This is a genomic window from Pseudomonas syringae group sp. 26L6 (assembly GCF_032587815.1).
GTDB lineage: Bacteria > Pseudomonadota > Gammaproteobacteria > Pseudomonadales > Pseudomonadaceae > Aquipseudomonas > Aquipseudomonas amygdali.
Map to the genome: position 1 here is coordinate 32,443 of NZ_JAWHPJ010000044.1, position 25,910 is coordinate 58,352.

Below are 25,910 nucleotides of genomic sequence, written 5' to 3' on the forward strand. Positions count from 1 at the left end.
TTATGCAGACTCCTAAACTGATACGCCCTACCCTGCTGTCGATGGCAATTCTGTCATCGATGGCCTGGGCTACGGGTGCGTCCGCCGCACTGGTTCCACCCAAGGGCTATGACGCCCCGATCGAAAAAATGAAGACTGGCGATCACAATTTCAGCTGTGAAGCCATTCCAAAGCCGTATACCGACAAGCTGGTTTTCCGCAGCAAGTACGAAGGTTCGGACAAGGCACGTGCGACCCTCAACGCCGTGTCGGAAGAAGCCTTTCGCGATGCGACCAAGGACATCACCGACCTTGAGCGCGGCGTCAGCAAAGTCGTGATGCAGTACATGCGCGACGGTCGTCCGGAACAGCTCGATTGCGCGCTGAACATGATGACTACCTGGGCCAAGGCCGATGCGCTGGAATCTCGCGAGTTCAACCACACCGGCAAGTCCATGCGCAAATGGGCACTGGGCAGCATGTCCTCTGCCTACCTGCGTCTGAAGTTCTCCGAGTCGCATCCGCTGGCCAATCGTCAGCAGGACGCGAAGATCATCGAAGCATGGTTCAGCAAGCTGGCCGACCAGGTGGTCAGCGACTGGAGCAACCTGCCGCTGGAAAAAATCAACAACCACTCGTACTGGGCCGCCTGGTCAGTGATGGCAACCGCCGTCGCCACCAATCGACAGGACCTGTTCGACTGGGCTGTGAAGGAATACAAGGTCGCCGCCAATCAGGTGGACAAGGACGGTTTCCTGCCTAACGAGATGAAGCGTCGTCAACGCGCGCTGTCGTATCACAACTACGCCCTGCCGCCGCTCGCGATGATCGCCAGTTTCGCCCAGGCCAACGGTGTCGATCTGCGTCCGGAAAACAATGGTGCCTTGAAGCGTCTGGGTGACCGTGTGCTGGCCGGCGTCAAAGACCCTTCGATTTTCGCTGAACACAACGGCGAGAAACAGGACATGACGGACTTGAAGAAAGATCCGAAATTCGCCTGGCTCGAACCGTACTGCTCGCTCTACACCTGCAGCCCGGATGTGCTGGAAGAGAAACACGAAAAGCAGCCGTTCAAGACTTTCCGCCTGGGCGGTGACCTGACCAAGGTCTACGACCCGACGCACGAGAAAGGCGACAAGGGCGACAACGACGGCTCCTGATTCACTGTTGTTATTTGTAAGAGCGGACTTGTCCGCGAAGCCCCACGCCCAGGCGATGCATCCATGAGACCGGACCTCGCCTGAGCTCCTTCACCGACAAGCCGTAACGCGACGTGTTTTACCCCCCAATTTCAACGGGGGGTTTGGGGGGGCTTTGAGCCCTTGAATGTTGGACAAACGGAGAGATAAGGATGGTTTTCTCATCCAACGTGTTCCTGTTCCTGTTCATGCCGATCTTCCTCGGCTTGTACTACCTGAGCGGGCAACGCTATCGCAATCTGCTGTTGCTGATTGCCAGCTATATCTTCTACGCCTGGTGGCGTGTGGACTTTCTGGCGTTGTTCATCGGCGTGACCGTCTGGAACTACTGGATCGGTCTCAAGGTAGGCGCAGCAGGTGTGCGGACCAAACCGGCACAGCGCTGGCTGCTGCTCGGCGTAATCGTGGACCTGTGTATTCTGGGCTACTTCAAATACGCCAACTTCGGTGTGGACAGCATCAACGCAGCCATGACCTCGATGGGTCTGGAACCGTTCATCCTGACCCACGTGCTGTTGCCGATCGGTATCTCGTTCTATGTCTTCGAGTCCATCAGCTACATCATCGACGTTTACCGCGGCGACACCCCGGCCACGCGCAACCTGATCGACTTCGCTGCATTCGTTGCGATCTTCCCGCACTTGATCGCCGGCCCCGTGCTGCGTTTCCGCGATCTGGCCGACCAGTTCAACAACCGCACTCACACGCTGGACAAGTTCTCTGAAGGTGCCACGCGCTTCATGCAGGGCTTCATCAAGAAAGTGTTCATCGCCGACACCCTGGCGGTGGTCGCCGACCACTGCTTCGCTCTGCAAAACCCGACCACCGGCGATGCCTGGCTGGGTGCGCTGGCTTACACCGCGCAACTGTACTTCGACTTCTCCGGTTACAGCGACATGGCCATCGGTCTGGGTCTGATGATGGGTTTCCGCTTCATGGAAAACTTCAAACAGCCCTACATCAGCCAGTCGATCACCGAGTTCTGGCGTCGCTGGCACATCAGCCTGTCCACCTGGCTGCGTGACTACCTGTACATCACCCTGGGCGGCAACCGTGGCAGCAAGTTCGCGACTTATCGCAACCTGTTCCTGACCATGCTGCTGGGCGGTCTGTGGCACGGTGCCAACGTCACCTACATCATCTGGGGTGCCTGGCACGGCATGTGGCTGGCCATCGAGAAAGCGGTCGGCATCAACACCAAGCCTTACAGCTTCAACCCGATTCGCTGGGCACTGACCTTCTTGCTGGTGGTCATAGGCTGGGTCATCTTCCGCGCCGAAAACCTGCATGTCGCCGGTCGTATGTACAGCGCCATGTTCAGCTTCGGCGAGTGGCAGCTGTCGGAACTTAACCGTGCCAGCCTGACCGGTCTGCAAGTTGCAACACTGGTGGTGGCTTATCTGACGCTGGCGTTCTTCGGTCTGCGCGACTTCTACCAGAACCGCGAAAAAGACACCGGCAAGAGCGCCAAGGCTGACGGTCCTGCGACCGCACAACCGGGCACCATCAAGGCCGTTCCCGGCGATGCTCCCGGCAGTCTGCACCTGCCAGGCTACACCGTGGGCAGCGAAGCCCAGGTGCAGCCCGCGTACTGGGTTGCCGACTGGCCACGTTATGCCATGCGTGCACTGATCCTGCTGCTGTTCGTGGCTTCGATTCTCAAACTCTCGGCGCAAAGCTTCTCGCCGTTCCTTTACTTCCAGTTCTGAGGAGCCTGACATGACCCGTTCATTACGAATCCTCTATATCGCCATCTTCCTGGCCATTCTGCTAGTCCTGGGCATCTGGTCGCTGCGCAGTTTCAGCACGTTCTCGACCTCGGCCGAGACCACCGTGCTCAACGGCAAGTGGACCAAGGCGGCGGAAACTCATTACGACGATGAGTTCCCGATCAAGCGCCTGGGCACCAACCTCTGGGCAGCGCTGGACTTCAAACTGTTCAACGAAGGTCGTCCGGGTGTTGTGCTCGGCAAGGACCAGTGGTTGTACACCGACGAAGAGTTCGACGCGGTTGCCAACGGCGAGCAGAACGAAGCCGACAACCTGGCGATCATTCAGGGTGTGCGTGACGCGCTGGAAAAACAGGGCACCAAACTGGTCCTGGCGATCGTTCCGGCGAAAACCCGTCTGTACCCGGAACATATCGGTGACAGCAAGCCTGCCAGCCTGCACACCGACCTGTATCAGCAGTTCCACGCTCAGGTCGCCAAGGCCGGGATCTTTGCCCCGGACCTGCTGGCACCGCTGCAAGCTGCCAAGCAACAGGGCCAGGTTTTCCTGCGCACCGACACCCACTGGACGCCAATGGGTGCCGAAGTCGCCGCGCAGCAACTGAGCGCCGCGATTGCCCAGAAAACGCCACTGGAAGGTGAACCTGAGCAGTTCGTCACACAAGCCAAGGGAACCGAAGCCTACAAAGGTGACCTGACTACATTCCTGCCGCTCGATCCGCTGTTCAGCAACATGCTGCCCAAGCCGGACGAGTTGCAGAAACGCAGTACCGATCCGGTAGCAGGCGAAGCGGCAGGCGGTGACGCACTGTTCGCAGACAGCGACATCCCGGTGGGTCTGGTCGGCACCAGCTATAGCGCCAACCCTAACTGGAACTTCGTCGGGGCTTTGAAAGAAGCGCTGCGCAGCGATGTCGTCAACTACGCCGAAGACGGCCATGGCCCGATTCTGCCGATGCTCAAGTACCTGCAGACCGATGCTTTCAAGAACACCCCGCCGCAAGTGGTGATCTGGGAATTCCCGGAGCGCTACCTGCCGGCACACAACGATCTTGGCGAGTTCGATCCGAAGTGGATCGCCGAGCTGAAGAAATCGCGTGACACCCAAGAAAACGTGGCGCTCAACGCCAAACAATCCGAGTCGCCCAACCGGGCGCAAAACTGAGAGGACTGACTCATGACTTTTAACACTACTGCCAACCGTTCGGCCGCAAAACGCATTTTCAAAACCTGCGCAATGGCTGCAGGTCTGGGCCTGATGTCCCTGCAAGCTTTCGCCGGTGACTCCGCCCTGTACGGCCCGACCGCACCAAAAGGCTCGACCTTCGTGCGTGTCTACAACGCCAGCAACGCCGAAATCAGCGCCACCGTTGGCAACACCAACCTCAACGAAGTGGCGCCACTGGGCAGCACTGCGTTCAGCTTCATGCCACAGGGCGACTACACCGCCAAGCTGGGCAGCCAGAGCCTGCCGGTGAAACTGGCGGGTGATCACTACTACACCATCGTCAACAACGCCAGCGGCAAACCGCAGCTGGTTGAAGAGCCGCCGTTCAAGAACAAGCAGAAATCCCTGGTTCGCGTTCAGAACCTCAGCGACAAGTCCCTGACTCTGAAAACTGCTGACGGCAAGACCGAAGTGGTCAACGCCGTAGCGGCCAAAGGCACCGGCGAGCGTGAGATAAACCCGGTCAAAGTCAGCCTGGCGCTGTACGACGGCGACAAGAAAGTCACCGATTTGAAACCTGTGGCACTGGAGCGTGGCGAAGCCGCTGTGCTCTACATCACCGGCAGTGGCAGCAGCCTCTCGCCAGTGTGGGTCAAGCCACCGGTCGCAACCCGCTAAACGGATTATGCCGGTCGGTTCAGGGCATCAGCGCTGAACCGACCCGCGCGGAACAAGAACAAGACAGAAACGACAGACACCTCGTACGGCCCTAATTGAATGCTTTTGGAGAAACAAAATGATTCCAGTTATCTTGTCAGGCGGTAGTGGTTCACGACTCTGGCCGCTTTCGCGTAAACAATTCCCTAAACAGTTCCTGGCACTGACCGGCGAGCACACCCTGTTCCAGCAAACCCTGGAGCGTCTGGTGTTCGAAGGCATGCAGGAGCCTATCGTGGTCTGCAACAAGGACCACCGTTTCATCGTCAACGAGCAGCTGGCTGCACTTAACCTGGAAACCCAGGCGATCCTCATGGAACCGTTCGGCCGCAACACGGCGCCAGCCGTTGCCCTGACCGCCATGAAGCTGGTCAACGAAGGCAACGACGGCCTGATGCTGGTGCTGCCAGCCGACCACGTCATCGAAGACCAGAAAGCCCTGCAACGCGCACTGGCACTGGCAACCGTAGCCGCAGAACGCGGCGAAATGGTGCTGTTCGGCGTACCGGCCAACAAGCCTGAAACCGGCTATGGCTACATCAAGTCCACCGCCGATGCCCTGCTGCCCGAAGGCGTCAGCCGCGTATCGCAATTCGTCGAAAAACCTGACGAAAAACGCGCCAGGGAATTCGTCGAAGCCGGTGGTTACTACTGGAACAGCGGCATGTTCCTGTTCCGCGCCAGCCGCTTCCTGGAAGAGCTGAAAAAGCACGATCCGGACATCTACGACACCTGCCTGCTGACCCTTGAGCGCAGCGTGCAGGACGGCGATGCGCTGGAAATCGACGCTTCCACCTTCGCTTGCTGCCCGGACAACTCCATCGACTACGCGGTCATGGAAAAAACCCAGCGCGCCTGCGTTGTGCCGCTGTCGGCTGGCTGGAGCGATGTCGGCTGCTGGTCATCGCTGTGGGAAGTCAACGCCAAGGACGCCAATGGCAACGTCACCAAGGGCGACGTGGTTATTCAGGACAGCCGCAACTGCATGATCCACGGCAACGGCAAACTGGTATCCGTGATCGGTCTGGACAACATCGTGGTCGTCGAAACCAAGGACGCGATGATGATTGCCCACAAGGACAAGGTCCAGGGCGTCAAGCAGATGGTCGCCACCCTCAACGAACAGGGCCGCACCGAGACCCAGAACCACCTCGAAGTGTACCGTCCGTGGGGCTCCTACGATTCGGTGGACATGGGCGGTCGTTTCCAGGTCAAGCGTATCTCCGTCAAGCCGGGCGCCTGCCTGTCGCTGCAGATGCACCACCACCGCGCCGAACACTGGATCGTGGTATCCGGTACTGCGCAGGTGACCTGTGACGAGAACGTGTTCCTGCTCACCGAGAACCAGTCCACCTACATCCCGATCGCCTCGGTGCATCGCCTGCGCAACCCAGGCAAGATCCCGTTGGAAATCATCGAAGTGCAATCTGGCAGCTACCTGGGCGAAGACGATATCGAGCGTTTCGAAGATATCTATGGTCGTTCGAACGCGCTGGAAGCGGGTGTGAAGACGCAAACTATCGCTCGTTGATAGGGTTTTAGCTGCACGCTACAGGTAACACAGCCCTCGACAACTCTTTGCGCAGATTTATACGCAGAGAGTTGTCGGGGGCTTTTCATTTGCGCGACGTCCCCCTCCCAGGTTCTGTAGGATGTCCAGCATTACCTTTGCTGGAGACCTGCATGTTTATCGGCATCCTTTTGATCCTGACCTGGCTCATCCTTCTGCTCCGCTACCCGGCGAAAGCCTTGCCGGTCTCGTTGGCTGCGGCGGTCGGGCTTGGGGTCGTGGCGGCTGTGGTGATCTGGCAGGACAGCCAGGAAACGCGTCAGCTTGAGCGCCTGGAAATCCGCCTCGGATACGATCCGCAAAACTGCCCGGCAGATCGTCGGTTGCAGGTCAGCATCACCAATACCAACCAGGTTGCATTGCAGGAGCTGCGCTGGCGGATCGCGGCCTATGCGCCCGGCGACTCGGTGAATCTGGCGGACAACACCTACACCTCTGCACGCTACCGCGGCCCCGGCGAACTTCAGGCCAAAGGTACGTGGCAGGATTGCGTGCCGCTGCCTGCACTGCGCAATGGCTATCGCCCGCAAACCCTGGAATTTCGCGCAGAACATCTGCAAGGCAGCTTCTCGGACTGATCACAAGGATCTCCCTCATGCCCATCGCTTTGATTACAGGCTGTTCCAGCGGAATCGGTCGTGCACTGGCCGATGCGTTCAAAGCTACTGGCTATGAAGTCTGGGCCACTGCACGCAAGGCCGAGGATGTCGCTGCACTCAGTGCCGCGGGCTTCATTGCCGTGCAGCTGGATGTCAACGACGGACTGGCGCTGGAGCAACTGGCCGCCGGGCTGGAGCACAGCGGTCTGGATGTGTTGATCAATAACGCTGGCTATGGCGCGATGGGGCCGCTGCTCGATGGCGGCGTGGAGGCCTTGCAGCGGCAGTTTGAAACCAATGTGTTTTCCGTCATCGGCGTTACCCGCGCGCTGTTTGCGGCGCTGCGTCGCAACAAAGGCCTGGTAGTCAATATCGGTAGCGTTTCAGGTGTATTGGTCACCCCGTTTGCAGGTGCTTACTGTGCTTCCAAGGCCGCGGTGCATGCGCTCAGCGATGCACTGCGTCTGGAGCTGGCACCATTTGGCGTACAGGTGATGGAAGTCCAGCCCGGCGCCATTGCGTCAAGCTTCGCAAAAAATGCCAGTCATGAAGCCGAACAGTTGATCAGTGAACAATCACCCTGGTGGCCTATCCGCGAAGGCATTCGCGCTCGTGCCAAGGCCTCGCTGGATAACCCGACCCCTGCTACAGAATTCGCCCGCGACCTGCTCAAAGCCGTGCAACAAACCCATCCGCCACGCCTGCTGCGCCTGGGCAACGGCTCACGCCTGCTGCCGCTGATGGCGTGGTTGCTGCCCAAAGGGCTACTGGATATGGGCCTGAGAAAACGCTTTGGATTGAACACCGACTTGTGACGCAGAGCGTCACGAACTGCATTCCCACGCTGGAGCGTGCGGAACGACCACCTGCCTATCGTGCGACGCTCCGATTCGTCAATCCCAATGCTGGAGCGTAGGGAGCGATCATCGCAATTATCGTGCGACGCTCCGCGTCGCATGCCGTTCTGGACGCTCTGCGTCCTCAAGCATCAGCCGTCTATTGGCCTGACAATCACCGTGCAGGTCATTCCCGCCGCCAGCAATACGCCTTCCGGTACCGCGTCCAGATGAATGCGCACCGGTACGCGCTGGGCCAGACGCACCCAGTTGAAGGTCGGGTTCACGTCAGCGATCAATTCGCGACTTTGCGGGTTGTCGCGGTCGTAGATACCGCGTGCGATGCTTTCGACATGGCCTTTTAGCACTTCGCCACTCATCAACTGCATATCGGCAGGATCGCCCACGTTAAGGTGCGGCAGCTTGGTTTCCTCGAAAAAACCGTAAACCCAGAACGAGTTCATATCGACCACGGCCATCTTCGCTTCGCCGATACGCGCATAGTCGCCGCGATGCACGTTCAGGTTGGTGACATAACCGTCCACCGCCGCCAGCACACGTGTGCGGGACAGGTTCAGTTCGGCCGCCTCCAGCTGCGCTTGCGCCAATTGGTAATCGGCCAGCGCCGAGGTGGCAACATTGCTCGCGTCGTCACGGTTCTCTGCCGAGATGACCAGTTCATCCATGTCGGCACGGCGCTTCGCGTTGAGCTTGCGCATCTCCCACGTCGCCTTGCGTGAGGCCAGCAACGCCTGCGCCTGTTTGACTGCGATCCGGTAGTGCTCCGGATCGATCTGCATCAACAAATCGCCGCGTTTTACCCGTTGATTGTCGTGCACCGGCACATCGACCACGGTGCCGGACACATCGGCGGCCACATTGATGATATCGGCGCGTACCCGACCATCACGGGTCCACGGCGTATCCATGTAGTCGACCCACAGCGTACGACCGACCCAGAGCGCGATCGCCAGCACCAGCAACGTGGCAAGCAGGCTATAAAACTTTTTCATGCGGATATTTCTCGACTCAGGCGTCAACGATAAAGGGGCAGCGCCAGCGCGCCGAAGATGCAGATAAACAGGCCCAGACGCAGTAACGCCGGGTGCCAGAAATGCCGATACAGGTCAAAACCAGCCAGCAGACGATCCAGCGCCCATGCCAGAACCACGGCCAGCAGAAAGATCAGCGTGAGGGTCGGCATATACAGACCGTGGAAGGCTATTTCACGCGGCATGGGCGACTCCTGAAGCGGTTCGCTCGACGCCATAGACAGCAAGCGGCGATTGCGGGTCCAGCAGAGAGGTGCGGATAAAGTGCAGGTAACTTTTCACCCGGCGCAGCACCGACGTGTCGAAATGCGAGGCGAACGGCTCATCAGCGTCCTGTACCCGCTTGATCGCCTGATCGACCGCCGACAGGCAGCGCTGCAGATTGACCGCATCGGGCTGGATGAACAGGCGTACCAAGGCGCGTCCCATGACGCGCAATGCGATGCGCCAGGGCTGGTATTCGGCGTAGGCCGGATGAATCGGCAGAATCGCCTGTTCGCGGCGCAGCTCGATAATGGCGTGGCCGATTTCCAGCACCACGAACATCCAGCGCAACAGCTCGCGCTGCACCAAGGGTTTGCTGCTCGCCAGACCGTACGCCTGATGCATCAGGTCGCGGGTCTGGCTTTCGAAGCTTGAACCCAGACGCTTGAGCGGTGCGCCAATCGCAAACACCACCTGATTGCGCAAGGCCTGCTCCAGACGCTGCCACATCCAGCGGCTGTTGGGTGGCAGGATGATCGCCCCCGCTGCGGCACAGATGAGCATGCCAATGACCATCGCGAGGTAATCGTTGATGAAGGTGTAAGGGTTGTAGACCGTCAGGTTGTCCGGCACCGAGCCCAGGCTGAAAAAAATCAGCAGCCCCAGGCCGTATCCCGTCCACTGCGGACGTGAGCCCAGAAAGGCGCCGAGCACAAACACAGGGGCCAATAGCAGGCACAGCAGCGGGAAGCCGTCGATGTGCGGGAAAAGAAAAAAGGTTTCGACAAACCCCAGCAGCGCGCCGAGCAACGTACCGCCGGCCATCTGCAAAGACATGCGCCTGGGGTTGTGGGTGGTCGATGAAAGCGCAACAGTCGCCGCTGAAGCCAGAACCATGCTCGCGCCGCTGGGCCAGGCCGTCAGCACCCAATAGGCACTCATCAGGCCGACTACGCAGGTCGCGCGGGCTCCAGACGCAAGGGCTGTCATCCAGTGGGTACGCGGCACGAATGACGCTTTCCACTGTTCACGCGCATGGGTGTGATCGGCCAGCGATGCGTGGGTCAACGCGTAATCATGCAGCTCGCTGACCAGCCGGTACAGCAGCTCGAACGCCGTATGAAAATCGAGTCGTTCGGCGTCGCTCGGCAGGGTTTTCTCCAGCTCGGCGCGCAGGCTTCTGACCCGCTCAGGCAACTGCGCCCTGCAGGCCTCAAGGCGCGTGACCAGCACCGCGGCATCATCGTTGGTCAATGCGCGGTCGGCGAAGCCATCAAGTAATTCTGCGAGGGTTTCAAGGCCGGGTCCGATGTGCTCTAACACGGTATCGGCGCATTCCAGACGCAGTCGTTCAAGCAACTGATGCAGTGCATTGAAGCGCGTCGTAACGGCCATGAACTCGCTGTTCAGGCGATTGAGCCGCCCATTGCGTCGGCGCATGTGCGGGTCTTCGAATACCGTGACGCTGCGCAGTCCTTCCAGTCCGATGGCCTCGGCGACGAAGCGCACGTTTCCGGTTTCAAATGCCGTGCGTGAAATGTCCCCGCGCAAACCCTCGGCCATGAAGCGAGCGAATATGCCGAAGCGCTGGTACAGCGCATTGCGCATGGCGGCACTGGAGCTCTGCGGCAGGATCGCCGCACTCACCGCAGTGGAACAGAGGATACCCAGAGTGATTTCCAGTACCCGCCACACCGCCGACATGAATGAACCTTCGGGGTGCGCCAGGGCGGGCAGCCCTACCATCGCAGCCGTATACCCCGCCAGCACAAAGCCGTAAGCGCGAAAGTTGCGATAACGCGCCGCACCTGCGGAGCAAATCCCGACCCAGAGCGCCAGGCTGCCGAGAAACGGCAGCGGGTTCTGCGCAAACAGGGCCATCAACAGCACCATCATGGCCGACCCGGCCAGCGTGCCCAGCAGGCGGTAAAAACTTTTGGCGAACACCTGCCCGCTCTGCGGCTGCATGACGATGAACACGGTGATAATCGCCGTATGCGGCTGCGGCAACTCCAGGCGCAAAGCCAGCCAGTAGGTCAGAAAAGCAGCGATCAATACTTTGAAAAGGTAAACCCAGGTCACCCCGTCACTGCGCGCCCAACTGCGAAATTCACGACGCCAGGGCAACGCCGCCATGTGCTCAAAAGCAGCAATCATTTCGCACACTCAAGATCGGCCGTGGTGCGTAAGGAATGGCAACTGCCGCTCTCCCCACCCAGCGCCACCACCAATCCGGCATAGGCATTCAGGCGCGCAGCCTCGACCTGTTGCTGAATCTGCTGCTGGCGAAACAACTGGGTCCGGGCGTTGAGCACGTTCAGGTAATCGGTCAGCCCGCGCTGCCAGGCAATCAATGCGATGTCATAGGTCTTTTGTGCCGACGCTACCGACTCGGCGGCAAATGCCTGTTGCTTGTCCATCGAGGCGCGACGAATAAGTTGGTCGGAAATACTTTTCAACGCCATCACCAGCGTCTGGTTGTAATGCGCCACGGCCTGGTCATAAGCGGCCGACGCCTGCCCCAGTTCCGCCCGCAAGCGTCCACCGTCGAAGATCGGCAGGCTGATGGCCGGTCCTACCTTGTAACCCAGCTTGCTGCCGGTCAGAAACTCCAGCATGCCGCCGCCCGTGGCCATGTAGCTCAGGCTGCCGACCAGATCGACATTGGGATAAAAGCCCGCATGCGCGACATCGATACCGCGCGCCTGCGCCGCAACCTGCCAGCGCGCGGCCACCACATCGGGCCGCCGTCCCAACAGTTCGGCGGGCAATGCCGAAGGCATTTTCAGCTCGGTGTGCAACGACAGCGTAGGCCGTTGCAGCGCCGCGCCCTCTCCCGGCCCTTTACCTGCCAGAGCAGCCAGCTGATTGCGGCTCAGGGCGATGGCCTCTTGCAGCGCATCAATCTGCCGGTGGGCCTCGGGCAATGGCGTTTCGGCCTGACTGATTTCGAAATGCGTGCCGATCCCGCCTTTGAGGCGACGCTGCGCCAGATCGAGTATCTGTTGCTGCTGGGCCAGCGCTGCCTCGGCGATATCCAGTCGGGCGTATTCAAGGGCCAGCTGGATGTAGGCGCGAACCACGTTTTCCTGCAATTCGAGCTGCGCCTGACGCTGCTCGGCAGCACTCACGTGCGCCAGATCAAGGGCCTGCTCGCTGGCATTGCGTTCACGTCCCCAGAGGTCCAGCGCGTAGTTCAGACCCAGCGACGCATTGTTGTCCCAGGTGCGAGTATCGGCCAGCGCTCCGGGACCATAAAACTGATCCTCGGGCCAGTCGTGGCGCATCAGGCTGGCACTGCCCTGCACCTGCACCGACTCGGATGACTCGGCGATCTGCGCCATCGCTCTTGCCTGGCGCACACGGGCAGCGGCCAGCGCAAGACCCGGGCTGCCCAGCGTAGCAATATCGACCCAGCGATTGAGTTGCGCATCGCCGTAGGCACGCCACCATTGCGCTGCGGGCCAATGGGCGTCGAGGGCAGCGCTCTGAATCGCCTGATCGGTGGCCAGGCTGTCCGCTTGCAGAAGACTGCCCTGCGGTTTGATTCCATGTGTTCCGATACAGCCGTTGAGGACCAGCGTAAAAGCCAGGATACCGACGGGCCAGAGCCCTCTGATGATGCGACGCGGCACAGCTGCGAGTTCCCGAACGGAGGTAATACACCTTGAATGGCGGCGATTCTAGGCGGCGCTTGACGCGGCGATAAGCGGGGAGATTTGTGAATCTTTGTTACTGAAACGGCGATAATCCTTTGGTCTGGATACATGCATCCGTTACTTCATGTCACAATTTGCCATCTACTCAGAGAAGTACCCATGGACACCCTGCAAAACATGCGTGCCTTCAGTTGCGTGGCGCAAGCGGGCAGCTTCACTGCTGCCGCCGCCGTGCTGGATACCACCACCGCCAACGTCTCGCGCGCGGTCTCCAACCTTGAAGCACATTTACAGACGCGCCTGCTCAATCGCACCACTCGACGCATTGCCCTCACCGAAGCAGGCAAGCGCTACTTGTTGCGCTGCGAGCAGATTCTGGCCTCGGTTGAAGAGGCTGAAGCCGAAGCCAGCGACGCGCATGCCCGCCCGGCCGGGCAACTAAAGGTGCATTCGATGCCCGGCGTCGGCCAGCATTACGTGATCGACGCCATCGCCCGTTATCGCCGCAACCACCCTGATGTCGCGTTCGACCTGACCATGACCCACCGCGTGCCGGACTTGCTGGAAGAAGGCTATGACGTGTCGATCGTGCTGGCCAGCGAACTGGCAGACTCGGGCTTTGTGTCTCAGCGGCTGGGCATTACCTACAGCATCGTGTGTGCATCGCCCGAGTACGTCAAAACCTTCGGCATGGCACACAAGCCTGCCGACCTGCTGAATCACGCGTGTCTGCGCCTGGTCAGCCCGGTGTTCCCGCTGGACAAATGGCTGTTCGATGGCCCGGAAGGTCAGGAGATGGTCACCATCAACAGCTCGCCGCTGCTGGTCAACTCTGCGGATGCGATGAAGACTGCGATTTCCAGCGGCATGGGGATTGGCATTCTGCCGATCTACTCGGCGATCGAGGGGCTGCGCAACGGCACACTGGTGCGCGTATTGTCGGATTACCGCTCGCAGGAGCTGAACCTGTACGCCATCTATCCGTCACGCCAGTATCTGGATGCCAAGATCAGAACCTGGGTCGAATACCTGCGAGGTTCCCTGCCGGAAATTCTCGCGGCCGATGAAGCGGATCTGCATGTGCAGGCACTCAAGTCCTCGTTCTGACATCGTACAACTGTAAAAAGCGGCTGCCAAAGAGCGGAGAGGAATGTTAGCGTGCTACTCATTCAACCGCTCAAGAGTGACTGCCCAATGAAAAAAACCGTACTCGCCTTCAGCCGTGTTACTCCAGAAATGGCCGAGCGCCTGGCGCAAGACTTCAACGTGATCGTGCCCAACCCCAAGCTGGGCGACATCAACGCCCAGTTTGATGAGGCCTTGCCTGAATCCCACGGGCTGATCGGCTCCGGCCGCAAGCTGGGGCGCGAGCAGCTGCAAAACGCCGCGAAACTGGAAGTGGTTTCCAGCATCTCGGTGGGCTACGACAACTACGATGTCGACTACCTGAGCGAGCGCGGCATTCTGCTCACCAATACGCCGGATGTACTGACCGAGAGCACCGCCGACCTGGGCTTCTCGCTGATCATGAGCAGCGCCCGGCGCGTCGCCGAACTGGACGCCTACACCAAGGCCGGACAGTGGACACGCAGTATCGAGCCTACGCACTTCGGCACCGACGTGCACGGCAAGACGCTGGGCATCGTCGGCATGGGCAATATCGGCGCAGCCATCGCCCGCCGTGGTCGTCTGGGCTTCAACATGCCGATCCTGTACAGCGGCAACAGCCGCAAGACCGAACTTGAACAGGAACTGGGCGCACAGTTTCGCAGCCTGGACCAATTGCTGGCCGAAGCGGATTTCGTCTGCCTGGTAGTGCCACTGAGCGAAAAGACCAAACATTTGATCGGCCGTCGCGAGTTGAGCCTGATGAAGCCCGGCGCCATCCTGATCAACATCGCCCGTGGCCCGATTGTCGACGAGCCTGCGCTGATCGAAGCCCTGCAGAACGGCACCATTCGCGGTGCCGGTCTGGACGTCTATGAAAAAGAACCGCTGAAAGAATCGCCGCTGTTCCAGCTCAAGAACGCCGTCACCCTGCCGCACATCGGCTCAGCCACTACTGAAACCCGTCAGGCGATGGCCGACCGCGCCTACCACAACTTGCGCAACGCGTTGCTGGGCGAGCGGCCGCAGGACCTGGTCAATCCGCAGGTGTGGAAGGGCTAAGGCGTTCCTGCTCTATAACCGAGGATGAACATCGACTCAGGCCAGTTTGCCGCCGACCACGACGGCAACCGGCCTGGTCTTCCTGAATACCAGCACGTTCCCCGCCATCACCAGCACAAGCCCCAGCAAGGCAGCCGGGGTCCACTGGTAGTCTTCGACCCACGTCGAGATGTTTAGCGCCACAATCGGGAACAGCACAGTGCAATAAGCTGCACGTTCCGGCCCCATGCGCCCGACCAGGGTCAGGTAGGCGGTGAACGCAATCACCGAGCCGGGAATAACCAGGAACAGCAGTGAGCCTACGTAACGCGTGTTCCATTCGAAGGTGAACGGCGTGCCGCTGAGCAGGCAGTAGAGCCCCAGTATCGTCGCCCCGTAGAACATTCCCCACGCATTGGTGGTCAGCGGACGCAGGCCGGCTTTCTGTTGCAGGCTCGACAGCATGTTGCCCGCCGAGAAGCACAATGTGCCCAGCAGGGCCAGGCCCAGACCGATCAGGGTCTCGCGGCTGGCGCTGTGCCCGGACAGCTCGGGCCAGAACAGACACGCCAGCCCGAACAGGCCCATCGCGCCACCGGCCATAACATTACCGGCGATTTTCTGGCGAAAGAATACCCGCGCATTCAGCGCATTCCACAGCGTCGAAGTCGAGAACACCACCGCGATCAAGCCGCTGGGTATCCATTGGCTGGCCGTGTAGAAACACATGAAGTTGACGCAGAACAGGCACACGCCTTGCGCAAGACAAATCAACTGACCACGACGGTTGACCGGTTGCAAGCGCTTTGTCAGCAGCAGGAATGCGAACAGCACCAAGGCTGCCAGCGCGAAACGATAAACGATCGACACCGGAATCGCGACATCGCCGAGTTGAAGTTTCAGGGCGATCCAGGTCGTCCCCCAGATCAGCACAGTCAGCAGATAAAGCGAAATGTTCATGGTGCAGGCTCCTTGATGAGCCATCAGTCTGCTGCGTGCCGGTCTGCCAGCGCTTGCACAATCTTGCGCATTTGCGTCAGGCGCTACTGGCAGCGGCGTCGCCAGCGAGTAGGATACAAATCCTAGAGGAATCGTCATGCCAGCCATTGAATCCATCCAGGTCTTTCAGGCCCTGAACAGCTCACCCAATGCCAATCTGGAGCAGAGCGCGCCGCTGGGCGACGGGTTGGTGGCGGCGTTGTGGAACAATCGGCATGACTCGCAGGAATATCACGCACCGACCCACCACACGCTGTCGTGCTATATCGAGGACGGTACCGGGACTTTTCGGCGCGGCAGACCCGACCAGAAAGGTGCGCCGGGCAAGCTGTGCATCCTGCCTGCCGGTCATGAGTCCGCCTGGGTGGTGAACGGCGAGATCCGTCTGGCGCATCTGTATTTCAGCCCGGAACAGTTTGCGCTGGGCTGCGTGACACTACTGGATCGCGAGCCGCGCGAGATGCAATTGCGGGAAAACACCTTTCTGGAAGACCCCGCACAAGCCGCACGCTTCCGGCAGTTGATTCGCTTGAACTGGGCAGAGCCCGGCGAGCGTCTGCTGACCAGCAGCCTGGCGCACGAGATGGTCAGCCATGCGTTGCTCAGTCAGGTTGGGTTGCGCGAGGGCTTACGTCTGAAAGGCGGGCTGGCACCACACCTGCGGCGGCATCTGGTGGACTTCATCGAAATGCACCTCGCCGATCCGCTGAGCCTCGGTCAACTGGCTGGCATGTGCGCGCTGTCGGAATACCACTTCGCGCGAATGTTTCGCGAAAGCTTCGGCTTGCCGCCACACCAGTACTTATTGGCGCGACGTATCGAACAGGCTCGCCAGTTGTTGCGCAGCACCGGCAAGCCATTAGGCGAGATAGCGCTGGCCTGCGGCTTTGCCAGCGCCAGCCATTTCAGCAATCGGTTTCGTCAGGCCGTGGGGGCCACGCCGGGCGAATACCGGCTGGCGTTAGGCCAATAATTGACTCACGGCTGCCAACGGGCTGAGCAGCACGCCGCATCCTGCCAGCGCCAGCACCCAACGCGGCCGGAACGGCAGCAACGCAACCAGCAACACCGCACTGCTCATCAATGCGGCGAACCAGTGCACCGTGCCCATCATCCAGCCATCAGCCTGAACCGCCGCCCATGACGACAACAGCAGCGCGCCCCAGCCAACCAGCTTGAGCGCCCGACGCCGCTGTTCGGTAAACGGCCCCTTGAGCAGTTCGCTGTAATGGCGCGCCATGGACAGGCACAGGCAGGTAAACCCTACGTAGCACAGTAAGGCAGCCAACAGCATCAGTGGCTCTCCCGAGGTATGGCTTGCAAGGCGACGCGGGCTGTTTCGGCGGCGGGTAGCGCTTTGAATTTCAGCGCTGCCCAGCCAAGAAACAGCCCGGTGACCAGCGCCGTCAGGTCAAAGGCCGTCATTACCCAGCTTCCCGACATCAGCGAACCCAGCAGATAGCAGCCGCTGGTCAGCAGATCGAGCAGCGGCAGCCCGGCAAACAGCACCGCGCCCAGCCCCAGTTGTTCGCGCCATGCGCTGCGCCCTTTGCGCACCAGGGCGTGCAGCACTGACAACGCCCAGCATGTGAAGAACACGCTGACTTCCCAATCGGCACGCCCGATGAAACCCGAAGGCAGCAGACGATTGGCCCAGAAGAAGCTGGCCACGGCAATCATCAACCCGGACATGCTGGCGATGTTCAGCACTTCCACCAGACGCAACTCCAGTGGCAGCACGCCGTTTTTGGCGTGCTTGAGCTGACGCTTGCCCAGCCACATCACCAGCCCGGTGCCGATCATTGCGGTTCCGGCCATCCCGAAAATGAAGTACAGCCAGCGCAGCAGCGGCTCGGCGAAATGGCCTACATGCAAACCGTACATCCCGCTGGAAATCAGCAGCGCGACGGGCCGCTCGGGTACTTCGTTCAGCAACGCGCCGCTCGCCCCGCTGAACGTCAGCGCGCCGCCCCGATCCGGCACGATGCTGCCCTTGTCATCACGCGTCAGCAGAACCGTGGCGGTGCTGTCGCCCGGATTATTGACGATCACCCGACCCACCTGCCCGCTGTCCCACTTCGCGTTCGCCGCATTGACCAACGGCGCAAGTGCCACCAGCGGCGCAGGTTTGCCTTCTCGCTTGAGCATTTCCGGGGTCGGATAGGCTTCGCGGTAGAACGCCTGAACCGTGCCGTACTGGCTGAGGATGCTCGCGGGCATCACCATCGACATGAAGATCACCAGACTGCTGTAAGTGATCATCAGATGGAACGGCAACACCAGCACGCCAAGCGCGTTATGCCCATCCAGCCAGGAACGCTGGCCCTTGCGTGGACGAAACGTGAAGAATTCCTTGAAGACTTTTTTGTGAATGATGATGCCGGTGATCAACGCAACGAACATCACCATCGCGGCGCTCGTCGCCAGCCAGCGCCCCCAGGGATAAGGCATCTGCAGTTGATAGTGAAAACGGTAGAAGAAATCACCGCCGCGCGTGTCTCGTGCCTGCACCTCGCTGCCGGTTTGCGGGTCGAGCAGCTTGCGCACGAAGTTGTTGCGTTGGCCCTCCTTGCCTTCGGGCAGCCAGCCAACCGTCAGGCCCGGCGTGCGCTCGTCCGGCAGACTGATGAACCAGCGCGTAGCCCCGGCGGCGTGGCTTTGCAGATAATCCTGAGCCCGCTGCACGCTGGCACCGACATCCAGAGCGCGCACCGGAATTTCCGGCTGCATCCACTGGGTAATTTCATCTTTGAAGTAGGAAAGCGTGCCGGTCAGAAAAATAGCGAACAACAGCCAGCCGAACAGTAAACCGACCCAGGTGTGCAACCAGGCCATCGACTGACGAAAACCCTCTTTCACAATAGCCACCGACCGCAGGCGCAGGCAGCCGCCAGCAATGCGCACGGCGCCAGCACTCCGACCCAGGCCTGCAACGCCGTGCGGCAGGCAAAACACCAGAGCACCGCGACCAGATAAACCAGAAAGGACAGCATCATGCCTGTCACCACTGCTTCGGCGCGGGGGATGGGCAGCCACTGCGAAACGCAAATGCTGACCACTGACGCGAGCAGATAACCGGCAAACACGGCCGCCAGCGCCCGCGAGGTAACGGCAAGCCGATAAGCAACCGTCAGGCCCTTGCTTCTGGCTTTCGCCATGCGTTTTTCCGGCAGCGAACCGCTTGCGGTGGTGACATCCATCAAAGGGTCTTCATTGGTTCATGAAACCTGGGAAGCCGGATCACCAGCCCTCGGGAAGAGGCCGCGATGAATGCCAGCTGTTTGCGCCATTCGTCCCTGAGCAAGACAAATGAACCGCAATATTAATGATAAATATTCTCATACGCAAAAGAGTCTGCCAGAATCCACGCCATCAACGAGTCCCCGTGGATTGTTCCCTGTGATGCCCATCGCCCACTCCGCTCTCAATCACACTGTCGAAAGCCTGTACAGGGCACACAACACCTGGCTGACGACCTGGTTGCGACGCAGGCTCGGCTGTCCGCACAGCGCAGCGGATCTGGCCCAGGACACCTTCATCAAGGTATTGGGCGCACGCGATACGCCGCAGATCATCGAGCCTCGCGCTTTTCTGACGACGATTGCCAAACGTGTATTGTGCAATCACTACCGGCGTCAGGACCTGGAGCACGCCTACTATCAGGCGCTGGCTGAGCTGCCGGAATGCGTGGCACCTTCGGAAGAAGAGCGGGCGATCATTCTCGAAACCCTGGTGGAACTCGATCAACTGCTGGACGGCCTGCCGGTGCTGGTCAAGCGAGCATTCCTGATGTCGCAGGTCGACGGGTTGAGCCACGGCCAAATTGCCGCCGAACTGGGCATCTCCATCGCAACGGTCAAACGCCATCTGAACAAGGCCGCACTGCGCTGCTATTTCGCCTTATGAACCCGAACAATGAGTCCTTGAACAAATCCGACATCTCGCCTGGCGTGGCGCAGCAGGCGGTCGGCTGGCTGCTGGAAATGCAGGAAGGCACGCTGGATGCGCGTCGTCAGCAGGCCTGGCAGCTCTGGCTCAATGGCAACGCTGAACATCAACGGGCCTGGGCGCATATGCAGCGGGTCAATCAGCGCCTTAGCGGGCTGTCTTCGCCGCTGGCGCATGCGGCACTCAATGCGCCGAAATCCGCCAGCCGTCGGCACGCTCTGAAACTGCTGTTGTTGCTGGGCGCAGGCTCGGCAGCGGGTTGGAGCCTGCGCGAGCAGATCGCCCTGCAACCCTTGCTGGCTGACTACAACAGTGGCGTTGGCGAGCAGCGCAAGGTTGCATTGAGCGATGGCAGTCAGGTGCAGTTGAATACGGCCAGCGCGGTCGATGTGCGTTTCGATGCACAGCAGCGCCTGATCAAGCTATTACAGGGCGAAATCCTTATCAGCGCCTCGGCGGACAGCCGCCCGCTGAGCCTGCTGAGCACCGAAGGCACGGTCAGGGCGTCGACGGGGGCCAGCCGTTTCAACCTGCGCCAGCTGGACGGGCGCACGCAATTGGCGGTGTTTGCCGGAGCCCTTGAAATAGCCCCGCTCGGCAGGAGCGGTCCGGGTTTGATGCTGCGGGCCAGCCAGCAAGCGACCTTCAGTCGTGACGCCTGGGACAGCGTGAAACCGATAGATGCGGGCAGTGGCGCGTGGGCGGACGGGATGCTGGTGGCGTCGCGCATGAAGCTCTCCGACTTCCTTGCCGAGCTGGGTCGCTATCGACGCGGTCGTTTGAACTGCGACGCGAAAGTGGCCAACCTGTTGATCTCCGGCAGCTATCCGCTGGCCGACAGCGAGCGCATCCTCGACATGCTGGAACTCGCCCTCCCTGTGCATGTACAACGCTTCACCCGGTATTGGGTGAACGTGCAGGCGCGGGTTTGATCGTGATTACCCGTTTATACGCTCAGCGCTCATGGTGACACAGTCGTCCTGGAGAGCCCGGAAGACGGGACTGAAACTACGCCGATTATCGTTCCCACGCTCCGCATGGTAATGCAGTTCGTGACGCTCCGCGTCACACAGCGGTTCTTCGACATCAGGTGAGTTGGCGCCCGACTCAGGTCACCTTTTCGCCCCTCGGCGAGTTACTTTGATGGGGCCAAAGTAACCAAAGCCCCTCGCTCCTGTTTCCGGCCCGACTTCGTCGGGTTCCTTCGCCCTGTCACTGATCCGGGGGTCGCCGCAACGGGCCATCCATGGCCCGGTGCGGCTAGCCTGGCGTCCTGCCAGGCTACCCCCGGATCAGCGCCAGGACTCAGCCGTCACCAAGGTCGCAATTTGCGTCGTCTGTGCCATCGAGGTAGACAAGCGCTTTTATGCGCAGTGATCACTGCCGCACGGCGCAGAGCGTCGCCAAACGCATCACCACGCGAGGCGCGGGTACGATAATCAAACCCGGAAAAATAATTTCAAAAACCGTGAGCCGTTTTCTGTTGCTCGCGTGACAGACAGGGAAAGTATCTCTCAACCTTCCGGTCAAAGGACTCCTGCATGTCAGCCCGCCCTACCCAACTTTCACCGCTGGTGCGTACGTTGCGCCATGTCATTTTCGGTGCCAGCCTTTCGGTCGGCAGTCTGTCGATGGCGCAGGCTGCCGAGGTGGCACCCAAGGCGTATCACATTGCGCCAAGCGAGCTTGAAGCTGCGCTGAGCCAGTTCGGTCGAGAGTCCGGCGTGTTGATTTCCTATGGTTCGCAAATCACCAGCGGCCTGAAGAGCCGCGGCCTGGAAGGTCAGTACACGCCCGAGCAGGGCCTCAATGCGTTGCTCGAAGGCACCGGGCTGCAGGCCCTGGCCGACGGCAATAACGGCTTCACCCTGCAACCGGTCAATGCTGCTGGCGCGCCTATCGAGCTGGGTGTGTCCACCGTGGTCGGCGACTGGCTGGGTGCCGCGCAGCAGACCAACGTTTTCGAACACCCCGGCGCACGTGATGTGATCCGTCGTGAAGAATTCGAGCGTGTCGGCGCAACCTCGGCGCGTGAAGTGCTCAATCGCATCCCGGGCGTCAATGCCCCGGACAACAACGGCACCGGCAGCCACGACATGGCGCTTAACTTCGGCATTCGTGGCCTCAACCCGCGTCTGGCGTCACGCTCCACCGTATTGATGGACGGCATCCCGGTGCCGTTCGCACCTTATGGTCAGCCGCAGCTGTCCTTCGCGCCGATCAGCATGGGCAACATGGACGCGGTCGACGTGGTGCGTGGCGGTGGTGCTGTGCGTTACGGCCCGCAGAACGTGGGCGGTATCGTCAACTTCGTGACCCGTGCCATCCCTGACGCACCCACCCTCAAAGGCGGCATACAGACCGAAACCAGCCCGTCGTCCAGCCACGATGGCTTCAAGACCACCGGCAACCTGCTGGCAGGCGGCACGGCGGACAATGGTCTGGGCGGCGCGATTCTGTATTCCGGAGTACGCGGCGGTGACTGGCGCGAGCACAGCGATACCCAGATCGACGACTTGATCCTCAAGGGCAAATACCAGATCGACGAAGCCAACAGCCTCAATGCCATGGCGCAGTATTACGATGGCGAAGCGCAGATGCCCGGCGGCCTGAACGTCAGGGATTACGATGCCGATCCGTACCAGTCGACGCGTCTGAAGGACAAGTTCTGGGGCCGTCGCACCATGTTCAACTTCGGCTACCGCTATGAAGAGGATGCCCGCGTCTTCACCGCCAACACGTTCTTCACCAAAACCCTGCGCAGCGGCTATCTGGATCAGGGCAGCTTCGTTTCCCTGTCGCCCCGCGAATATTGGGTACGCGGTCTGGAAACGCGCTTCTCGCAAGGCTTTGCACTGGGCGAGACCTGGCATGAAGTGGGCGTCGGCTACCGCTACGTCAACGAAGCGGGTCACGAACTGCGCTATCGCGAACCGGTGACCGGTAACCTGCCGACCACCGCCAGCCGCAACGACCGTGACACCCGCGGCGCGACTGAAGCGCATGCGTTCTACATCGATGACCGTATCGACATCGGCAAGTGGACCATCACGCCCGGCGTTCGCTACGAGATGATCGACACCGCGCAGAACAACAATCTGACCAACGCCCGCTATCAAGGCGACTACAGCACCGCACTGCCAGCGCTGAATGTGCTTTACCACCTGACCGACACCTGGAACCTGTACGCCAACACCGAAGGCTCGTTCGGCAGCGTGCAGTACAGCCAGATGCCTAACCGCGTTACCGGCGATGAAGTCAAACCGGAAAAAGCCCGCACCTGGGAGCTCGGCACGCGCTATGACAACGGCAACCTGCGAGCCGAGATCGGTGCATTCCTGATCAACTTCGATAACCAGTACGACAGCAATCAGACCAACGACACCGTAATTGCACGCGGCGAGACGCGTCATCAGGGAATCGAGACCAGCGTCAACTATGCGCTGGAAGGCCTGAGCCCGGTATTGGCCGGTTACGATGTCTACGCGAGCTACGCTTTCGTTGACGCGACAATCCGTGAAGACGGCCCGAACAAAGGCAACCGCGTGCCGTTCTCGTCAAAGCACAAGGGAACGATGGGCGTCAGCTACACCGAAGGGCCGTGGAAGCTGAATTTTGATAGCTCTTTCCAGAGCGACCAGTTCGCCGACAACGCCAACACAGCGGCCGAAAGCGCCGACGGCAGCACTGGCAAGATCCCTGGTTACATGCTGTTCAGCACCCGCGCCAACTACGACTTCGGCCCGCAATTGTCGGACCTCAACGTAGCGGTCGGGATGAAGAACATCTTCAACCGCCAGTACTACACCCGCTCGTTCGACGACAACAACCGTGGCAAATATGTCGGCGAACCGCGCACGGTGTACGTACAGACGTCAGTCGCATTCTAGTTCCCGGACGCCAGAGCGTGAGAGAAGTGTTCTCCCGGACACCTCTCGTTCCTCACGCTCCGCGTGGGGATGCCGTTCTGGACGCTCTGCGTCCGCTCCTGATTCTCAGCCTTGAATCAGGGCGGCCATTTTTTGCTGCGAAATATTTCTTACACATTGGGGTTGAATTGTCAGGCCATTGCCGCCAACACTGTGAATGAGCGCAAACGAAATCGATTCCGCAAGGAATCACGTAGTCCAGCCTCGCACGAGCAAGCCCTAATAAGGATTAACTATGCAAATCCAGGTCAATAGCGATAATCACATCGAAAGCAGTATCCGACTGGAGGAGTGGGTTCGTACCACCGTTGAAAGCACGCTCGAACACTACGATGAAAACCTGACCCGCGTGGAAGTCCACATCCGCGACGAAAACGGCGACAAGCCTGGCCCGCACGACATCAAGTGCCAGATGGAAGCTCGCCCCAAAGGACACCAACCTATTTCTGTTTCCCACAAGGCCGATACGGTAGATCAGGCTGTGGACGGCGCTGCTGTAAAACTCGATCACGCCCTCGAGCATCTGTTTGGCAAACTGCGCGGCAAACGAGGTGCCGCACCGATCATCGCCGAGCAGGATGAAGATCCGGTCAGCCCGGACGCGCTGCTCGAAGAAGAATTTCTGGAAAAAGAGCAGGAGAAAGAAGCCGCTCGTCTGACCTGATGTTCCACTGACACGTTTTGCAAAAAAAGGGCGAACCGACAGCGGTTCGCCCTTTTTGTTTGCCATGCGTTGTTCCCCATGAGCAGGCAAGCGCAGCGCTTCACGCACACCGAAAATTTGTCGGCCAGCGTGCCCGACAGACTGTTGTGCCCCAATCAATGCGCACCACAAACGCTCGCTGCACAGCTTTGGCCACCTCGCACCATCGCTCGCCTCGCAGCCATCTCGATCGCCGGTCGCCGTCCATCGAATTTAACATTCAGCACCGGGCAGCCTGAGCGCTGCATCTGACAGCAATTGGCGAGCAAAAAATCATGCCGCTCGCCTACATGAGCAGTCGGCTCAGCCCTTCATACGACAAGCGTTCAACACTCACCCCGCCGCTCTGCAGCAAGACGGTCAACATCAGGACCTAGACAGCAGGCGAGTACGGTTTCGACCCGTCTTTACGAATCTTTGACGCCAGGATTCGGTTGTCGGAGTGTCAGACAATCACTCAAAAAAGTCGTACGCAAACTGGATTCGCGAAAGGAGCAGGCCATATCCGGGAAGTGTTCTCCTCCCCTTTTCGAGAGCACGTTTGCCGGCCGGATCGACCGGTTCGCATTGCAGCAGAGTAAGCCGTGAAGCAACTGCAATGGGCTCCCGTTCAGCGGCCTCTCGCGCATCACCCCTGCAATATGGCCCGAACCATGCAGTGTCCTGTAGTACGCGCCACGAGGCCGGCCATCAGGACGGCCACCTCCAGGCGCGGACTCACGCCGTGGGTGCGTTAAAGCGTCTTAAACGAAACCTCTCATCAACGCGAAAGACGACAGCAAACCTGTCAGCAGCAAGCGAAGGAGTAACGCAACCGCTGATCAGTCGTCGAGAACCAAAAGGACTATTACCCGGTCAACTTATGCAGACCATTTAGCAGGTGAATGATATGGACAATCCTTTTCAGATGATCACGGATACTTTTCACCCCGACTATCGGGTGAATCTGAGCATTCAAGGGCTGGACGGCAGCATCATGCTGACCCTGTCCAACGAATGCGGAGTCGTTGCCAAGCGTCTGATCAGCGCAGCGCAACGCAATGACCCGCAACGCCTGCGCAAGCTTATAGAAAGCGTGCAATTCGGCATCGCCATCGAACGTGGCGAAAGCGCGATCAAGATTCTTGCAGCGATGACCGACGGTGCCACGCTGAAAAAGACACCCGGTCCGGCCAATGGTCTGTGGTCGCAGAGTCAAGCCGCGGTGAATGCCGGGGTTTGACGGGGGGTCTCTTCTTCCGGTTCAGTGCCTTGGATGGCGCTGAATCGGTATGGAATTTATTGATGCCGTTTTTTATCAGATACATTCACTGAGTATCTTCAGCAGCGTATATCGCGGTCGCCTGGTCGCCAATTTCAAAAAAAATCCCGTACTCGACACGCCCCTTGAAGCAGCTTGCAACGCCTGAAAAATCGGGCAATTCGCCATCAATCTCCCTCCCGCCTCTTCAGCAAAAGTACAGATACACC

23 protein-coding genes are annotated in these 25,910 nt (G+C 59.8%); 15 read left to right on the forward strand and 8 right to left on the reverse strand.

The genetic code is table 11. The features are described from left to right. Positions 1–2: 2 nt before the first annotated feature. From RYA97_RS18720 to RYA97_RS18750, 7 genes are all read left to right on the forward strand, one after another. Entirely contained in the window at positions 3–1,139 is a 1,137-nt protein-coding gene (locus RYA97_RS18720; protein WP_005752927.1) for a mannuronate-specific alginate lyase, read from the forward strand. Positions 1,140–1,330: 191 nt separating this feature from the next. Continuing rightward, the gene (locus tag RYA97_RS18725; protein WP_117139503.1) at positions 1,331–2,887 is read left to right on the forward strand and encodes an MBOAT family O-acyltransferase; all 1,557 of its coding nucleotides are present in this window, start codon (positions 1,331–1,333) and stop codon (positions 2,885–2,887) included. A gap of 10 nt (positions 2,888–2,897) precedes the next feature. Continuing rightward, positions 2,898–4,073 (forward strand): alginate O-acetyltransferase, encoded by a 1,176-nt coding sequence (locus RYA97_RS18730; protein WP_005732683.1) that lies wholly within the window; start codon positions 2,898–2,900, stop codon positions 4,071–4,073. 12 nt (positions 4,074–4,085) lie between these two features. Beyond that, positions 4,086–4,754 (forward strand): alginate O-acetyltransferase AlgF, encoded by a 669-nt coding sequence (locus RYA97_RS18735; RefSeq protein WP_004658322.1) that lies wholly within the window; start codon positions 4,086–4,088, stop codon positions 4,752–4,754. Between the two features lie 118 nt (positions 4,755–4,872). Continuing rightward, on the forward strand, positions 4,873–6,324 hold the full coding sequence (locus tag RYA97_RS18740; RefSeq protein WP_004663964.1) for a mannose-1-phosphate guanylyltransferase/mannose-6-phosphate isomerase: 1,452 nt from the start codon (positions 4,873–4,875) through the stop codon (positions 6,322–6,324). A gap of 152 nt (positions 6,325–6,476) precedes the next feature. Then, on the forward strand, positions 6,477–6,941 hold the full coding sequence (locus RYA97_RS18745) for a multidrug transporter (protein ID WP_117139502.1): 465 nt from the start codon (positions 6,477–6,479) through the stop codon (positions 6,939–6,941). Positions 6,942–6,958: 17 nt separating this feature from the next. Beyond that, positions 6,959–7,777: an SDR family oxidoreductase gene (locus RYA97_RS18750; protein WP_002552245.1), complete on the forward strand. Its 819-nt coding sequence runs from the start codon at positions 6,959–6,961 to the stop codon at positions 7,775–7,777. Between the two features lie 173 nt (positions 7,778–7,950). Here the strand turns inward: RYA97_RS18750 and RYA97_RS18755 are convergent, their stop codons facing one another. Genes RYA97_RS18755 through RYA97_RS18770 form a run of 4 tightly spaced genes read right to left on the reverse strand, consistent with a single transcriptional unit; the run spans position 7,951 to position 12,689 of the window. Beyond that, positions 7,951–8,811, reverse strand: coding sequence for an HlyD family secretion protein (locus RYA97_RS18755; protein WP_005746024.1), 861 nt, complete (start codon positions 8,809–8,811; stop codon positions 7,951–7,953). Positions 8,812–8,834: 23 nt separating this feature from the next. Then, positions 8,835–9,035: a DUF1656 domain-containing protein gene (locus RYA97_RS18760; RefSeq protein WP_005752937.1), complete on the reverse strand. Its 201-nt coding sequence runs from the start codon at positions 9,033–9,035 to the stop codon at positions 8,835–8,837. Continuing rightward, complete coding sequence (locus RYA97_RS18765) at positions 9,025–11,211, reverse strand: FUSC family protein (protein WP_117139501.1); 2,187 nt, start codon at positions 11,209–11,211, stop codon at positions 9,025–9,027. The genes RYA97_RS18760 and RYA97_RS18765 overlap by 11 nt, the downstream gene beginning before the upstream one ends. Then, on the reverse strand, positions 11,208–12,689 hold the full coding sequence (locus tag RYA97_RS18770; RefSeq protein WP_117139500.1) for an efflux transporter outer membrane subunit: 1,482 nt from the start codon (positions 12,687–12,689) through the stop codon (positions 11,208–11,210). Before RYA97_RS18770 ends, RYA97_RS18765 begins: the two co-directional genes overlap by 4 nt. Positions 12,690–12,872: 183 nt before the next feature. Between RYA97_RS18770 and RYA97_RS18775 the strand changes: the two genes are divergently transcribed. Together RYA97_RS18775 and RYA97_RS18780 are read left to right on the forward strand one after the other, a co-directional pair. Further along, positions 12,873–13,820 carry a LysR family transcriptional regulator gene (locus RYA97_RS18775; protein WP_002552240.1) on the forward strand — a complete coding sequence of 316 codons (948 nt, stop codon included), beginning with the start codon at positions 12,873–12,875 and terminating at the stop codon, positions 13,818–13,820. Between the two features lie 87 nt (positions 13,821–13,907). Further along, the gene (locus tag RYA97_RS18780) at positions 13,908–14,882 is read left to right on the forward strand and encodes a 2-hydroxyacid dehydrogenase (protein WP_057433147.1); all 975 of its coding nucleotides are present in this window, start codon (positions 13,908–13,910) and stop codon (positions 14,880–14,882) included. Between the two features lie 36 nt (positions 14,883–14,918). On the opposite strand, the gene RYA97_RS18785 is transcribed toward RYA97_RS18780, so the two are convergent. Further along, entirely contained in the window at positions 14,919–15,821 is a 903-nt protein-coding gene (locus RYA97_RS18785; RefSeq protein WP_004663958.1) for a DMT family transporter, read from the reverse strand. Positions 15,822–15,957: 136 nt separating this feature from the next. On the opposite strand from RYA97_RS18785, the gene RYA97_RS18790 reads away from it, so the two are divergent. Continuing rightward, positions 15,958–16,833, forward strand: a complete 876-nt coding sequence (locus tag RYA97_RS18790; protein WP_002552237.1) for an AraC family transcriptional regulator — start codon at positions 15,958–15,960, stop codon at positions 16,831–16,833. Here the strand turns inward: RYA97_RS18790 and RYA97_RS18795 are convergent. The 3 genes from RYA97_RS18795 to RYA97_RS18805 are packed head-to-tail and all read right to left on the reverse strand — an operon-like array spanning position 16,822 to position 19,060. Further along, complete coding sequence (locus RYA97_RS18795) at positions 16,822–17,154, reverse strand: DUF3325 domain-containing protein (protein WP_002552236.1); 333 nt, start codon at positions 17,152–17,154, stop codon at positions 16,822–16,824. The genes RYA97_RS18790 and RYA97_RS18795 overlap by 12 nt on opposite strands. Continuing rightward, a complete protein-coding gene (locus tag RYA97_RS18800) occupies positions 17,154–18,695 on the reverse strand; it encodes a PepSY-associated TM helix domain-containing protein (RefSeq protein ID WP_316892855.1) in 1,542 nt (513 codons plus the stop codon). The genes RYA97_RS18795 and RYA97_RS18800 overlap by 1 nt, the downstream gene beginning before the upstream one ends. Positions 18,696–18,715: 20 nt before the next feature. Next, entirely contained in the window at positions 18,716–19,060 is a 345-nt protein-coding gene (locus tag RYA97_RS18805) for a DUF3649 domain-containing protein (protein WP_005746035.1), read from the reverse strand. A gap of 202 nt (positions 19,061–19,262) precedes the next feature. On the opposite strand from RYA97_RS18805, the gene RYA97_RS18810 reads away from it, so the two are divergent. From RYA97_RS18810 to RYA97_RS18830, 5 genes are all read left to right on the forward strand, one after another. Continuing rightward, positions 19,263–19,766 (forward strand): sigma-70 family RNA polymerase sigma factor, encoded by a 504-nt coding sequence (locus tag RYA97_RS18810; RefSeq protein ID WP_005746036.1) that lies wholly within the window; start codon positions 19,263–19,265, stop codon positions 19,764–19,766. Further along, positions 19,763–20,740, forward strand: coding sequence for a FecR domain-containing protein (locus RYA97_RS18815; protein WP_117139499.1), 978 nt, complete (start codon positions 19,763–19,765; stop codon positions 20,738–20,740). The genes RYA97_RS18810 and RYA97_RS18815 overlap by 4 nt, the downstream gene beginning before the upstream one ends. A gap of 609 nt (positions 20,741–21,349) precedes the next feature. Beyond that, the gene (gene fecA / locus RYA97_RS18820; protein WP_004658341.1) at positions 21,350–23,698 is read left to right on the forward strand and encodes a TonB-dependent Fe(3+) dicitrate receptor FecA; all 2,349 of its coding nucleotides are present in this window, start codon (positions 21,350–21,352) and stop codon (positions 23,696–23,698) included. A 274-nt stretch (positions 23,699–23,972) separates the two neighbouring features. Continuing rightward, complete coding sequence (locus RYA97_RS18825) at positions 23,973–24,401, forward strand: HPF/RaiA family ribosome-associated protein (RefSeq protein ID WP_002552231.1); 429 nt, start codon at positions 23,973–23,975, stop codon at positions 24,399–24,401. 928 nt (positions 24,402–25,329) lie between these two features. After that, positions 25,330–25,662, forward strand: a complete 333-nt coding sequence (locus RYA97_RS18830) for a DUF3509 domain-containing protein (protein ID WP_002552230.1) — start codon at positions 25,330–25,332, stop codon at positions 25,660–25,662. The last annotated feature ends 248 nt before the right edge of the window (positions 25,663–25,910 follow it).

Bases quoted from the DNA above. Each gene is read 5' to 3' on its own strand.
- RYA97_RS18805 (WP_005746035.1), bottom strand. From the start codon at position 19,060: ATGGATGTCACCACCGCAAGCGGTTCGCTGCCGGAAAAACGCATGGCG.
- RYA97_RS18795 (WP_002552236.1), bottom strand. From the start codon at position 17,154: ATGCTGTTGGCTGCCTTACTGTGCTACGTAGGGTTTACCTGCCTGTGC.
- RYA97_RS18800 (WP_316892855.1), bottom strand. From the start codon at position 18,695: ATGGCCTGGTTGCACACCTGGGTCGGTTTACTGTTCGGCTGGCTGTTG.
- RYA97_RS18755 (WP_005746024.1), bottom strand. From the start codon at position 8,811: ATGAAAAAGTTTTATAGCCTGCTTGCCACGTTGCTGGTGCTGGCGATC.
- RYA97_RS18765 (WP_117139501.1), bottom strand. From the start codon at position 11,211: ATGATTGCTGCTTTTGAGCACATGGCGGCGTTGCCCTGGCGTCGTGAA.
- RYA97_RS18745 (WP_117139502.1), top strand. From the start codon at position 6,477: ATGTTTATCGGCATCCTTTTGATCCTGACCTGGCTCATCCTTCTGCTC.
- RYA97_RS18720 (WP_005752927.1), top strand. From the start codon at position 3: ATGCAGACTCCTAAACTGATACGCCCTACCCTGCTGTCGATGGCAATT.
- RYA97_RS18725 (WP_117139503.1), top strand. From the start codon at position 1,331: ATGGTTTTCTCATCCAACGTGTTCCTGTTCCTGTTCATGCCGATCTTC.
- RYA97_RS18730 (WP_005732683.1), top strand. From the start codon at position 2,898: ATGACCCGTTCATTACGAATCCTCTATATCGCCATCTTCCTGGCCATT.
- RYA97_RS18815 (WP_117139499.1), top strand. From the start codon at position 19,763: ATGAACCCGAACAATGAGTCCTTGAACAAATCCGACATCTCGCCTGGC.
- fecA (WP_004658341.1), top strand. From the start codon at position 21,350: ATGTCAGCCCGCCCTACCCAACTTTCACCGCTGGTGCGTACGTTGCGC.
- RYA97_RS18785 (WP_004663958.1), bottom strand. From the start codon at position 15,821: ATGAACATTTCGCTTTATCTGCTGACTGTGCTGATCTGGGGGACGACC.
- RYA97_RS18775 (WP_002552240.1), top strand. From the start codon at position 12,873: ATGGACACCCTGCAAAACATGCGTGCCTTCAGTTGCGTGGCGCAAGCG.
- RYA97_RS18750 (WP_002552245.1), top strand. From the start codon at position 6,959: ATGCCCATCGCTTTGATTACAGGCTGTTCCAGCGGAATCGGTCGTGCA.
- RYA97_RS18740 (WP_004663964.1), top strand. From the start codon at position 4,873: ATGATTCCAGTTATCTTGTCAGGCGGTAGTGGTTCACGACTCTGGCCG.
- RYA97_RS18790 (WP_002552237.1), top strand. From the start codon at position 15,958: ATGCCAGCCATTGAATCCATCCAGGTCTTTCAGGCCCTGAACAGCTCA.
- RYA97_RS18830 (WP_002552230.1), top strand. From the start codon at position 25,330: ATGGACAATCCTTTTCAGATGATCACGGATACTTTTCACCCCGACTAT.
- RYA97_RS18810 (WP_005746036.1), top strand. From the start codon at position 19,263: ATGCCCATCGCCCACTCCGCTCTCAATCACACTGTCGAAAGCCTGTAC.
- RYA97_RS18825 (WP_002552231.1), top strand. From the start codon at position 23,973: ATGCAAATCCAGGTCAATAGCGATAATCACATCGAAAGCAGTATCCGA.
- RYA97_RS18780 (WP_057433147.1), top strand. From the start codon at position 13,908: ATGAAAAAAACCGTACTCGCCTTCAGCCGTGTTACTCCAGAAATGGCC.
- RYA97_RS18735 (WP_004658322.1), top strand. From the start codon at position 4,086: ATGACTTTTAACACTACTGCCAACCGTTCGGCCGCAAAACGCATTTTC.
- RYA97_RS18760 (WP_005752937.1), bottom strand. From the start codon at position 9,035: ATGCCGCGTGAAATAGCCTTCCACGGTCTGTATATGCCGACCCTCACG.